The 12,550-nt window shown below is 62.4% G+C and carries 13 protein-coding genes; 6 read left to right on the top strand and 7 right to left on the bottom strand.

The features are described from left to right. Positions 1-86 precede the first annotated feature (86 nt). The 7 genes from JJJ17_RS07935 to JJJ17_RS07905 all read right to left on the bottom strand — a co-directional run bounded on the left by JJJ17_RS07935 (position 87) and on the right by JJJ17_RS07905 (position 5,063). Positions 87-962, bottom strand: coding sequence for a 3-hydroxybutyryl-CoA dehydrogenase (locus tag JJJ17_RS07935; RefSeq protein ID WP_200685214.1), 876 nt, complete (start codon positions 960-962; stop codon positions 87-89). 124 nt (positions 963-1,086) lie between these two features. Beyond that, positions 1,087-2,013: an electron transfer flavoprotein subunit alpha/FixB family protein gene (locus JJJ17_RS07930; protein WP_200685213.1), complete on the bottom strand. Its 927-nt coding sequence runs from the start codon at positions 2,011-2,013 to the stop codon at positions 1,087-1,089. Then, positions 2,013-2,771, bottom strand: coding sequence for an electron transfer flavoprotein subunit beta/FixA family protein (locus tag JJJ17_RS07925; RefSeq protein ID WP_200685212.1), 759 nt, complete (start codon positions 2,769-2,771; stop codon positions 2,013-2,015). Before JJJ17_RS07925 ends, JJJ17_RS07930 begins: the two co-directional genes overlap by 1 nt. A 146-nt stretch (positions 2,772-2,917) precedes the next feature. Beyond that, entirely contained in the window at positions 2,918-3,490 is a 573-nt protein-coding gene (locus JJJ17_RS07920) for a cob(I)yrinic acid a,c-diamide adenosyltransferase (protein ID WP_200685211.1), read from the bottom strand. Continuing rightward, positions 3,490-3,690, bottom strand: coding sequence for a twin transmembrane helix small protein (locus JJJ17_RS07915; RefSeq protein WP_200685210.1), 201 nt, complete (start codon positions 3,688-3,690; stop codon positions 3,490-3,492). Before JJJ17_RS07915 ends, JJJ17_RS07920 begins: the two co-directional genes overlap by 1 nt. Before the next feature lie 24 nt (positions 3,691-3,714). Then, positions 3,715-4,533 carry an SDR family NAD(P)-dependent oxidoreductase gene (locus JJJ17_RS07910; RefSeq protein ID WP_200685209.1) on the bottom strand — a complete coding sequence of 273 codons (819 nt, stop codon included), beginning with the start codon at positions 4,531-4,533 and terminating at the stop codon, positions 3,715-3,717. Between the two features lie 2 nt (positions 4,534-4,535). Beyond that, on the bottom strand, positions 4,536-5,063 hold the full coding sequence (locus tag JJJ17_RS07905; protein WP_200685208.1) for an SH3 domain-containing protein: 528 nt from the start codon (positions 5,061-5,063) through the stop codon (positions 4,536-4,538). A gap of 147 nt (positions 5,064-5,210) precedes the next feature. On the opposite strand from JJJ17_RS07905, the gene parC reads away from it, so the two are divergent. The 6 genes from parC (at position 5,211) to JJJ17_RS07875 (ending at position 12,477) form a co-directional block, all read left to right on the top strand. After that, entirely contained in the window at positions 5,211-7,457 is a 2,247-nt protein-coding gene (parC, locus tag JJJ17_RS07900) for a DNA topoisomerase IV subunit A (protein WP_200685207.1), read from the top strand. Positions 7,458-7,688: 231 nt separating this feature from the next. Then, a complete protein-coding gene (locus JJJ17_RS07895; protein WP_200685205.1) occupies positions 7,689-8,849 on the top strand; it encodes an isovaleryl-CoA dehydrogenase in 1,161 nt (386 codons plus the stop codon). Between the two features lie 15 nt (positions 8,850-8,864). Then, complete coding sequence (locus tag JJJ17_RS07890; protein ID WP_200685203.1) at positions 8,865-9,575, top strand: flavodoxin family protein; 711 nt, start codon at positions 8,865-8,867, stop codon at positions 9,573-9,575. A 213-nt stretch (positions 9,576-9,788) separates the two neighbouring features. Continuing rightward, positions 9,789-10,298 carry a lysozyme inhibitor LprI family protein gene (locus tag JJJ17_RS07885; RefSeq protein WP_200685201.1) on the top strand — a complete coding sequence of 170 codons (510 nt, stop codon included), beginning with the start codon at positions 9,789-9,791 and terminating at the stop codon, positions 10,296-10,298. 1 nt (position 10,299) lies between these two features. Continuing rightward, positions 10,300-11,853 (top strand): AMP-binding protein, encoded by a 1,554-nt coding sequence (locus tag JJJ17_RS07880; RefSeq protein ID WP_200685199.1) that lies wholly within the window; start codon positions 10,300-10,302, stop codon positions 11,851-11,853. A 114-nt stretch (positions 11,854-11,967) separates the two neighbouring features. Next, entirely contained in the window at positions 11,968-12,477 is a 510-nt protein-coding gene (locus tag JJJ17_RS07875; RefSeq protein WP_200685197.1) for a lysozyme inhibitor LprI family protein, read from the top strand. The last annotated feature ends 73 nt before the right edge of the window (positions 12,478-12,550 follow it).

Here is a 12,550-nt window from a genome sequence, read left to right as displayed (position 1 = left end):
GTTTCTGGCTTCGGGTTTTTGTTTGTCCAGTCAATCAAAGAGGAATTAACGCACAGATCTTGTCTGAAAGCGACCCCTTGCGGGAATTAGCGTGTCGGAACCGGCGTCTCGCCCCGGTAATCGTAGAAGCCGCGCCCGGTCTTGCGGCCAAGCCAGCCGGCCTCGACATATTTGGTCAAAAGCGGGCAGGGGCGGTATTTCGTATCGGCCAGCCCGTCATGCAGCACGTTCATGATTGCAAGGCAGGTATCCAGACCGATGAAATCGGCAAGCTCCAGCGGGCCCATCGGGTGATTGGCGCCCAGCTTCATCGATTCGTCGATCGACTTCACGTTGCCGACGCCTTCATAAAGCGTATAGACCGCCTCGTTGATCATCGGCATCAGGATGCGGTTGACGATGAAGGCCGGGAAATCCTCGGCGCTGGCGGCGGTTTTGCCCAGTTTTTCAACAACGGCATGCAGCGTTTCATAGGTTGCCTGATCGGTCGCGATGCCGCGGATCAGTTCGACCAGTTGCATGATTGGCACCGGGTTCATGAAGTGGAACCCCATGAATTTCTCGGGCCGGTCGGTGCGGCTGGCAAGCCGGGTGATCGAGATCGACGAGGTGTTCGAGGTCAGGATCGTGTTCGGCTTCAGATGCGGAACCAGATCCTCGAAGATCGCCTGTTTCACCGTCTCACGCTCGGTCGCGGCTTCGATGACCAGATCGGTCTGGCCCAGATCGGACAAAGTCAGCGTGGTCTTGATCCGGTCCAGCGCGGCCTTTTTCTCATCTGCGCTGATCTTGTCGCGGCTGACCTGACGATCAAGGTTCTTTTCGATCTGCGACAAAGCCCGATCCAGCGCGTCGCGGCTGATATCGTTCATCAGCACGTCAAAACCTGCCAAGGCGAAGACATGGGCGATCCCGTTCCCCATCTGACCCGCGCCGATGATGCCAACCGTTTGAACCGCCATGATCGCCTCGTCTCTTTGAACGATGGGACGATAGGGCGGGGCGGGTTTCGCTGCAATGCAAAACCGCCCCCTGTTGGCAGGGGGCGGCGTAGCGTCATGGATATTTGGATGAAGAAGAAGCCTGTTACAGCTTTTCAGTCAGTTCCGGAACGGTGGTGAACAGATCGCCCACAAGGCCGTAATCGGCGATCTGGAAGATCGGGGCTTCTTCGTCCTTGTTGATCGCGACGATGACTTTGCTGTCCTTCATCCCGGCCAAATGCTGGATCGCGCCCGAGATGCCGATGGCCACGTAAAGTTCCGGTGCCACCACTTTGCCGGTCTGACCCACCTGCCAGTCGTTCGGGGCATAGCCCGAATCGACCGCCGCGCGGGATGCGCCAACGGCGGCGCCCAGCTTGTCGGCCAGTTTCTCGATGATCGCGAAATCGTCTTTCGAGCCGACGCCGCGCCCGCCCGAGACCACACGCCCGGCCGAGGTCAGTTCCGGGCGGTCGCTTTGGGCGACCTCATCAGCGACCCATTTCGACAGGCCCGGATCGTCTGCCAGCACCGCATCTGCGACCGAGGCCGACCCGCCGTCACCCGCAGCGTCGAAGCTGGCGGTGCGGACGGTCAGGACTTTCTTGGCGTCCTTCGATTTCACCGTCTGGATGGCGTTGCCCGCATAGATCGGACGCTCGAACGTGTCGGAATCAACCACGCCGGACACATCCGAGATGATCATCGCATCCAGAAGCGCCGCAACCCGCGGCATGACGTTTTTCGCGTCAGTCGTGGCCGGGGCGGCGATATGGTCATAATCGCCAGCCAGCGACACGATCAGCGCCGCAGTCGGCTCGGCCAGACGGTGACCATAGCGGGCGTCTTCGGCGACCAGAACCTTGGCAACGCCAGCGATCTTGGCCGCTTCCGCCGCCGCGTCCTTGGCCTGCGAACCGGCGCACAGCACCGTCACATCGCCCAGGGATTTCACCGCATTCACCGCTTTGGCAGTGGCGTCGCGGTTCAATTCGCCATTGGTGACTTCACCCAAGATAAGAACGGCCATCAGATCACCCCCGCTTCTTTGAGTTTGCCGACCAGTTCATCGACCGATCCGACCTTGATCCCGGCCTTGCGGCCCTCGGGTTCGCGGGTCGAGACGATTTCCAGACGCGGGCTGACATCGACGCCGTAATCGGCGGCGGTTTTCTCATCCAGCGGCTTTTTCTTCGCCTTCATGATGTTGGGAAGCGAGGCATAGCGCGGCTCGTTCAGACGCAGATCGGCGGTGACGATTGCGGGCAGCGTGACCTCGATGGTTTGCAGGCCGCCATCGACTTCGCGCGTCACCTTGGCCGCATCGCCTTCGATGTCCAGCTTCGAGGCGAAGGCAGCCTGGCTCCAGCCCAGCAGCGCCGACAGCATCTGGCCGGTGGCGTTCATGTCGTTGTCGATCGCCTGTTTGCCGGCGATGACCAGCTTCGGCTGTTCTTCCTCGACCACTTTGGCAAGGATTTTGGCGACGGCCAGCGGCTCGATATCGGTATGGACGTCATCGGCTGCGACCACCAGAATCGCCCGGTCCGCACCCATGGCAAGCGCGGTGCGCAGCGTCTCGGCGGCCTGTTTGACGCCGATCGAGACCACGACGACCTCTTCCGCGGCACCTTTTTCCTTCAACCTGATCGCCTCTTCGACGGCGATCTCGTCGAACGGGTTCATCGACATCTTCACATTGGCCAGATCAACTCCCGATCCGTCCGCCTTCACGCGGGCCTTCACGTTGTAGTCGATCACGCGCTTGACTGGCACGAGAACCTTCATCGGTGTCTCTCTCCCTTGGTTTGCGTCATCTGTCGAGGGCAAGTGATACCGGCTGATTTTTACAATTACAGCCGAAAAGCGTCCCTGACGTTGCGTTTGCGACAGCCGTGACGATTGCGACGGCGGCCGCGCGACGGTTGCTGGCCTTAGCGGCTGGCCCCCGGAACCCACAGAATATCTTCGCTGCCTTCGCCATTGGCCTGCCGCGCCGCGACAAACAGCCAGTCAGACAGCCGGTTCAGATAGCGGACCGCCGCGCCATTCACGTCACCCGCGGCGGCCAGTTCGGTTGCGCGACGTTCTGCCCTCCGGGCGACGGTGCGCGACAGGTGCAGATGGGCGGCAAGCACGGTGCCACCCGGCAGGATGAAGCTGCGCAGCGGCTTCAGATCGGCGTTCATTTCATCGATTTCGGCTTCCAGTCGTGAGACCTGAGCATCGATGATGCGCAAGACAGGATAACCTGCCTGATCGTCTGACGCCATATTTGGTCGCGACAGATCCGCGCCAAGATCGAACAGGTCGTTCTGGATCACCGACAACCTGTCAGCCATTCCGTCGGCGGCATGCAACCGGCACAGGCCAAGCGTCGCATTCAGTTCATCGACGGTGCCATAGGCTTCGACGCGCTGATCGTGTTTGGCGACGCGGCTGCCGTCGGACAGGGCGGTGTCGCCCTTGTCGCCGGTGCGGGTGTAGATCTTGTTCAGGACGACCATCAGGAACCTCTCATCCAGATCAGCAGCATGATCAGCGCCACCGCGACGGCCTGTGCGATGATCCGCCAGCGCATCAGCCGGTTGCCATTGCGGCGATTGAACTCGCCACCTTTGGCGAAACCGCCGATCCCGGTCGCCAGAATCGCAAGCACCACCAGCGCGGCCAGTGCCACAAGGAAAATCAGGGGTTTATCTTGCATGGGAATCGCCTTTCGCGCGAAAGCCTAACTGCGGCGGGCAAACCAGTCCAGTGCGCTGGTCGGCAAAATGCGGCGACCGAATGCCGCGATTCGGGTGGGGGTGGTGACGCGGTAGCGCGGCTTTGGCCGGGCTACGGTCAGCGCCTGAACGATCCGGTCACTGACAGCCGAGGGCGGCAATTCGTAGCGATCTTTTCCCGATGGTTCATAGAGCCGTTTCAACAGGCTGGCCCGATATTCCGGCGCGCGGGCGCTGTCCTGCCAGTTCACCCATTTCTCGAAATGCGGGATCGCGTTGAGGCGGATGCGGCTGGTGATCGGCCCCGGCTCGATCAGCACGACATGGACGCCGGAACCGGCCATTTCCAGCCGCAGCACGTCTGTCAGCCCCTCAAGTGCGAATTTCGTCGCCACATAGGGGCCGCGCCAGGGAATGCCCACCAGACCGAGCACGGATGAAATGTTGATGATTCGCCCGCCATGCTGCCGGAAATGCGGGATCAGCCGGACGGTCAGATCATGGGTGCCGAACAGGTTCGTCTCGAAGATCGACTGAAGCGCGCCCCGCGGCATATCCTCGACCGCGCCGGGCAGAGCGAAAGCGGCGTTGTTGACCAGCGCGTCCAGCCGTCCACCCGCCAGCACCTCTTCGGCCAGCCGTTCGACGCTGTCAGGGTCTGCCAGTTCCAGATGATGACATTCGATGCCCTCGGCCCGGCGTGCCTCGATGTCCTCGGGTTTGCGACAGGTGGCGACGACCTGCCAGCCCTCGGCCTGCAACCGGCGCGCGGCGTCCAGCCCGATCCCCGAGGAACAGCCGGTGATCAGAACCCGTCCGGCCATGCTCAGCGCGGCGCCTGCGATGACAGGAACTGCCCGGACACGAAGCCTTGGCGTCCGTTGGTATCGCGGATTTGCACCCAATCGCCATCGGTCGGCCCAAGCGCCTCGACCGCCGCGCCGCGATCAAGCGCCACCACCACCGCATCGCCGGTCGAGGCACCGGCGCGGACATTCACCCGTGTCGCGGTGACATAAAGGATCGGGCCGGTCGCCCCGGCGGGCAGGGCGGTTTGTGCAGGTTCGGGCGTCTGACCCTCATATTCGGGCGAGGGTTGCAGCGGCGGGCCGGGAAATTCGTCGGTTACCGGGGCCGTCTGCGATTCCGCCTCGACGATGGGGCCGGTATTCTGGTCCGGCTCGGGGCGGGTCAGTTCTTCGATCAGCGAAGGGGCATCCGTGGGCGTGGTCTCCGGCTGGGTTTCCGGGATCGCGGCGCGGCGTTCCGCGCGCAGATCGCCCTCGCCATAGGTGGCCCATGTCAGCGCAATGGCGGCGATCAGTGCCAGTAGCAAAAGCCCCAGTCGAATCATGCAGGCCCCTCCGCCCGGAAATCTTTCGTGGCGTCTTAACGGATCCCGCGCCCCAAGGCCAACCAACGCGCCAGCATCGGCAAGGTTCGACGCGGGGCTGGAATTTCCATCTGGACCGTCCGCACCGCTCGGCCTATTCCAGATCCCATGTCCGACGATCAGCCTCACGACCCCGAACAGAACACGCAGTCCGAACCGCTCAGCCGCGCCATTGGCGATCGGTATCTGACCTATGCGCTGTCCACGATCATGAACCGGGCGCTGCCCGATGCCCGCGACGGGTTGAAGCCGGTCCATCGCCGCATCCTTTATGCCATGCGCGAACTCAGGCTGTCGCCAACCGGGGCTTTCCGTAAATCCGCCAAGATCACCGGCGACGTGATGGGGAACTATCACCCCCACGGCGATGCGGCGATTTACGACGCCATGGCGCGCTTGGCGCAGGATTTCGCCATGCGCTATCCGCTGGTGGACGGGCAGGGGAACTTTGGCAATATCGACGGCGACAACCCCGCCGCCGCCCGCTATACCGAGGCGCGTCTGGCGCAGGCGTCCGAGGCGCTGATGGACGGGTTGACCGAGGACTCGGTCGATTTCCGCCCAAACTATGACGGCACCCTGACCGAGCCTGTGGTCCTGCCTTCGGCCTTCCCGAACCTTCTGGCGAACGGCGCGTCGGGGATTGCGGTGGGGATGGCGACCAATATTCCGCCCCATAACCTGCACGAATTGATCGATGCCTGCCTGCATCTGATCAAGACCCCCGAGGCGCGCGACGACACCATTGCCGCCTTGGTCAAAGGCCCGGATTTTCCGACCGGCGGCGTGCTGGTCGAAAGCGCCGAAAGCATTGCCGAGACCTATCGCGTCGGGCGCGGCGCCTTCCGGTTGCGGGCGAAATGGGAACAGGAAAATCTGGAACGCGGTCAGTGGCAGATCATCGTCACCGAGATCCCCTATCAGGTCCAGAAATCCAAGCTGATCGAGCGTCTGGCAGAACTGATCCAGACCAAGCGCATTCCGATCCTTGCCGATGTCCGCGACGAATCCGCCGAGGATATCCGCATCGTCCTTGAACCGCGCGCCCGCAATGTCGATCCCGAGCAGTTGATGGCGGCCTTGTTCCGCGTCAGCGATCTGGAGATCCGGTTCAACCTCAACATGAACGTGCTGATCGATGGCCGCGTGCCCAAGGTTTGCTCGCTGAAAGAGGTGTTGCGCGCCTTTCTGGACCACCGCCGCGAGGTGCTGGTCCGTCGCGCGAATTACCGTCTGGACAAGATCGCCGCCCGGCTGGAGGTGCTGGAAGGCTATCTGATCGCCTATCTGAACCTCGACCGCGTGATCGAGATCATCCGGTACGAGGATGATCCGAAAGCGGTGATGATCGCCGAATTCAAGCTGAGCGACGTTCAGGTCGAGGCGATCCTGAACATGCGCCTGCGCGCCTTGCGCAAGCTGGAAGAGATCGAGCTGCGCACCGAACGCGACAACCTTCTGGCCGAGCGCGAGGGGTTGCAGGCGATGCTGGACAGCGACGTTCTGCAATGGGCGAAAATCTCGGATCAGTTGAAAGAGGTGCGCAACCTCTTCGGCAAATCCTCGCCAGAGGGTCAGCGCCGCACCGTCATCAACAATGATGCCGAGGATATCGCGCCCATCGATATGGACGCGATGATCGAACGCGAGCCGCTGACGGTGATTCTGTCGAAGATGGGCTGGATTCGCGCGATGAAGGGGAATCAGCCGCTGGATGCGGAGCAAAAATTCCGCGATGGCGACGGCCCCGGACTGGCAATTCATGCCGAGACGACCGACAAATTGATGATCTTCGCGTCGAACGGACGCTTCTATACGTTGCCCGCTAACAACCTGCCCAGCGGGCGTGGTCTGGGCGAGCCTTTGCGGCTGATGATCGACCTGCCGAACGAGGCGGAGGTGGTCACCATGTTCCCTTGGCGCGACGGTCAGAAATATCTGGTCGCCTCGAAAGTCGGCGATGGTTTCGTGGTCGGTGCGGCGGATATTCTGGCACAGACCAAGACTGGCAAGCAGGTGCTGAACGGCGATGCGCTGCTGTGCAAACCTGTTGCGGGCGATCACATCGCGGTCGTCGGCACCAACCGCAAGATGCTGGTCTTCCCGCTGGACGACCTGCCGGAAATGTCGCGCGGAAAAGGCGTTAGGTTGCAGAAGTTCGGCAGCGGCGGCGGACTGGTCGCCCCCGACACCCTCTCGGACGCGACCTTCATCACTTTGGCCGAAGGGCTAAGCTGGCCGATGGGCGGCGGCAAGACCCGGACCGAAAGCGACCTCAGCGAATGGCTGGGCAAACGCGCCGGTGCCGGTCGCATGGCCCCCCGCGGTTTCCCGCGCGACAATCGCTTCGCCTGAAGCTGAAAGGCGGGCGCATCGCCCGCCTTTTTCCGCGTTGCGCAGGCTTCCCGACAGCCTTGTCAAAACTGGTTCGGCAGCGCCCTGATCGCCCGGATCGGCGGCCTGTCGCCCAGGCGCATGTTGACCCACATCGTCATAAGGCGCAGGCTTTGCTTGACGCAGTATGGGGGAATGACGTAAAAGCCATTAAATGAACGGTCGTTCAATAACCATGGAGGAGGTTTCACGATGTTCACGCAAGGCATGGAATTCGATCTGGGTGAGGATGTGAATGCACTGCGCGACATGGTGCATCGTTGGGCGCAAGAGCGGGTAAAGCCAATCGCCGCCGATGTTGACCGATCGAACGAGTTCCCCAACGAGCTTTGGACCGAGATGGGCGAACTTGGCCTGCTGGGCATCACCGTTCCCGAGGAATGGGGCGGGGCAGGGATGGGCTATCTGGCCCATGTCATCGCGACCGAAGAGATCGCGCGGGCCTCGGCCTCGGTCAGTCTGTCCTATGGTGCGCATTCGAACCTTTGCGTCAATCAGATCAAGCTGAACGGCTCTGACGAGCAGCGGGCGAAATATCTGCCCGGCCTGTGCAGCGGCACCGCCGTCGGCGCGCTGGCCATGTCCGAAGAGGGCGCGGGCAGCGATGTCGTCAGCATGAAGCTGCGCGCCGAAAAGAAGAACGACCGCTTTGTTCTGAACGGCAACAAATACTGGATCACCAACGCGCCGGATGCGCAAACGCTGGTCGTCTATGCCAAGACCGACCCGACTGCGGGCAGCAAGGGCATCACCGCCTTCATCGTCGAACGCGGGATGAAGGGTTTCTCGACCTCGCCGCACTTTGACAAGCTGGGGATGCGCGGCTCGAACACGGGTGAGCTGATCTTCGAGGATTGCGAGATCCCGTTCGAAAATATTCTGGGCGAGGAAGGCCGCGGCGTCCGCGTGCTGATGTCGGGGCTGGATTACGAACGTCTGGTGCTGTCGGGCATCGGCACCGGCATCATGGCCGCCTGTCTGGACGAGGTGATGCCCTATATCCGCGACCGCAAGCAGTTCGGCCAGCCGGTCGGCTCGTTCCAGCTTATGCAGGGCAAGATCGCCGATATGTATGTCGCGCTGAACACCTCGCGCGCCTATGTTTACGAGGTGGCGAAGGCCTGTGACGCGGGCAAGGTCACCCGTCAGGATGCGGCCGGCGCGGTGCTTTACGCCAGCGAACAGGCGATGGTGCAGGCGCATCAGGCGGTTCAGGCGCTTGGCGGTGCGGGCTTCCTGAACGACTCGGTCGTCAGCCGCCTGTTCCGCGATGCCAAGCTGATGGAGATCGGCGCCGGCACCAGCGAAATCCGCCGTATGCTGATCGGTCGCGAGTTGATGGGACTGGTCTGACCCGAGGAGGGGGCGATGCAGTTCGACAATCTCAAGGCTCTGATCATCAATACCTCGCTGAAGCGCGCCAGTGCTGACAGCCATACACAGCGGCTGTTGTCGCCGGTCGGCGATCTGATGGCCGCGCAAGGGGTCGCGGTCGAGCATCTGCACATGCTTGACCATGACGTGCCGCCCGGCGTCAGCCCGGATATGCGCAAAGAGGGATGGTCCACCGATGACTGGCCCGATCTGCTTTGGCCGAAGGTCCGCGAGGCCGACATTCTGGTCATCGGCACCCCGCTTTGGCTGGGCGAGGAATCCAGCATCTGCCGCATCCTGATCGAGCGGCTTTATGCGATGTCGGGCGAACTGAACGACAAGGGCCAGTCGAGCTATTACGGCAAGGTGGCGGGTTGCGTGATCACCGGCAACGAGGACGGAATCAAGCACACCGCCATGACCCTGACCTTCGCGCTGAACCATCTGGGCTACACCATCCCGCCGCAGGCCGATTGCGGCTGGATCGGCGAGGCCGGTCCGGGGGCGAGTTTCGGCGACGTGCTGGAGGATGGCAGCCGCGCCGGTTACGACAACGCCTTCACCCGCCGCAATGCGACGATCATGACGTGGAACCTGATGCATCTGGCGAAGCTGCTGAAAGGCGGCATCCCGAACGAAGGCAACGACCGCAACGCCTTCGCCGCGGGCGAGCGCTTTGGCTTCCGGCTGGGGGGCGATCAATGACCCGATCAGTCACTGAGAGCATAGGGCAGCGCCCGACCGTCGGATGGGCACAGCAACGATCATACGGGGTGATTTATCGTGCAATCCCGTCGAGCATCTCTGTAACGCGGGACGGCGACAAAGTGCCCGTCCGGAGGGACGGTCGGGCACTGCCCGGCGGTGCCTTCGGCACCTTGATTCCGGGTGGGGTCTCTGACCAGATCGGGTTTAGCGATGCTTAAGTATATGGTTCTCTCATTAGCCACGCTTACGCTGCCCGCCATGGCGCAGGAGAATTTGCAGTTCGATGCTGCGGTCCTGGAAACCTGTCTCGACAAGGCTGGTCAGGACGAAAAGCCCGACCGCGAAAGCTGTATCGGTCTTGCCTCGGATCAATGCATGGAAAGCGATATAGGCCAGACCACCATGGGCATGTCGCTGTGCCTTGATCGCGAGCGTGAGGTCTGGGACGCGAAACTGAACGAAAGCTACCAAACCCTGATGGCTTACGCTGTGTCCAACGATGTGGACATGGAGGAACTGGGCTCCGCCGCTGAAAAGCAGGTGCCGTTCCTGCAGAAAATGCAACGCAACTGGATCAGCTATCGCGACGCCGCCTGCCAGTTCGAGCGTAGCCAATGGGGTGGCGGTACGGGTGGCGGTCCCTCCGAAATGCACTGCCTGATGGTGCTGACTGCGCGCCAATATCTGTGGCTGCAACAATATCTGAATGAGGGAGCGTAGGATGACCGACACTGCCCGCACCCTGACCCATGCCGATTACCCCGCGCAGCACCGCGATTTCCGCTGGAGTTTCCCGCCTGATCTCAACATGGCCGCGCAATGTCTGGCCCATGACCCGCAGGCGGTCGCGATCATCGAATATGACGGCAGACCGAAACCCGTCACCTATGGCGATCTTGACGGAATGAGCTCGACCCTTGCCCATGCGCTTGAGGCAAGCAAGGGCGAACGGGTGGCGGTTCTTCGCACGCAATCGGCATGGACGGCGGCGGCGCATCTGGCGGTGTGGAAATCGGCGGCGATTTCGGTCCCGCTGTTCAAGCTTTTCGGCCCCGAAGCGCTGGAACTGCGCTTGCGTGATGCCGGGGTGAAGACGGTGATTGCCGATACCGAAGGGCGCGAGATGCTGGCGCGCTTCCCCGACCTGCGGGTGATCGTCCCCGAAGACGGCCTGTCTGATGCGGGCGATTTCGCCGCCCGCCCGACCGGGCCGGAAACGCCTGCGGTCATCATCTACACCTCGGGTACCACCGGCGCGCCGAAAGGGGCGCTGCATGCCCATCGTGTCCTGACCGGCCATCTGCCCGGCGTCGAGATGAGCCATGATCTGCTGGGTCAGCCGGGCGATTGTATCTGGTCGCCTGCCGACTGGGCGTGGATTGGCGGGCTGTTTGACGTGCTGATGCCGGGGCTTGCGCTTGGGGTTCCGGTCGTCGCGGTCCGCATGCCGAAATTCGAGCCGGCAGCCGTCCTGCCGCTGGTCGCCGATTGCGGCATTCGCAATATCTTCTTTCCGCCGACCGCCCTGAAGATGCTCAAGGCCGAGGATATTCGGATCCCCGGCCTGCGCTCCGTCGCCTCTGCGGGTGAGACCCTGGGCGCGGAATTGCTGGATTGGGGACGCGGTGCCTTTGGCCTGACCATCAACGAATTTTACGGCCAGACCGAATGCAACATGGTCGCAAGCTCGGCCAGCACGATGTTCCCTTCGCGCCCCGGCTGGATCGGCAAGGCCGCGCCGGGGTTCGAGGTGCAGGTCATCGATGAACATGGACAGCCGACAAATGACGAAGGCGATATCGCCATTCGCCGCGGCGCTGCGTCGATGATGCTGGAATACTGGAACCGTCCCGACGCCACGGCCGAGAAATTTCGCGGCGACTGGCTGGTCACCGGCGACCGTGGCGTGATCGAGGACGGCTATATCCGCTTCGTCGGCCGCGACGATGACGTGATTACCTCGGGCGGCTATCGGATCGGCCCCTCTGAAATCGAGGATTGCCTGCTGAAACATCCCGCCGTCGCGCAGGTCGGGGTCATCGGCAAACCCGACCCTCTGCGGACCGAGATCGTCAAGGCCTATGTCGTTCTGCGCAACGGCAACGACGCCAGCGACGAGCTTGCGCGCGAATTGCAGGACCATGCGCGGCGTTTCTCGGCGGCGCATTCCTACCCGCGCGAGATCGGCTTTCTGGATGCGCTGCCGATGACCGTTACCGGCAAGGTCATCCGCCGCGATTTGCGCAAGCTGGCCGAGAGCGAGGGTAAGCCATGAATGGGTTGCCGTCACAGTGCTTAGGGCAGAGCCCGTCCGCCGGATGGGCACTGCCCGGCGGTGCCTTCGACACCTTGATTCCGGGCGGGGACATTAACTCAGGAGGGTTTAGTCTTGCTTAAGTCGCTCGCCCTTACATTAGCCCTGCTTGCGGCACCCGCCATGGCGCAAGAGGATTTGCAAATCGACGCGGCCATTCTCGACACCTGTCTGGAGGCAACCAGCGCGGAGCAGGGTGATGATGCCGAAAGCTGCATCGGTCTTGCCGCACAGAAATGCATGGAAAGCCCGGGCGGCGATACGACGGCGGGCATGTCGATCTGCACCGGCAAGGAACTCGACCTCTGGGATGCGAAACTGAACGAGAGCTATCGGGCGCTGACCGCCAAGGCAGAAGCGACCGACCGCGAGATGGACGAGCTTGGCTCGGCGGCTGAGAAACAACAGCCGCTTCTGCGCGACATGCAGCGCAACTGGATCGGCTTCCGCGATGCCGCATGCGGTTTTGAACGCAGCCAATGGGGCGGCGGTTCGGGCGGTGGTCCTGCTGGTGTGGGCTGCATGCTGGATATGACCGCCCGGCAATATCTGCGGCTCGATCGGTATCTGGATGAGGGGGCGTAGCATGGTCACGAAACGCCCGCGCACCCCGCAGGAAAAGAAGGCGCTGTCCTATGCCAAGGACCGGCGCGAGAGT

The sequence above is a fragment of the Paracoccus caeni genome (genome assembly GCF_016629665.1).
GTDB lineage: Bacteria > Pseudomonadota > Alphaproteobacteria > Rhodobacterales > Rhodobacteraceae > Paracoccus > Paracoccus caeni.
Note: the sequence above shows the minus strand (reverse complement) of the source record. Positions and strands in the feature narration are given on the sequence as shown.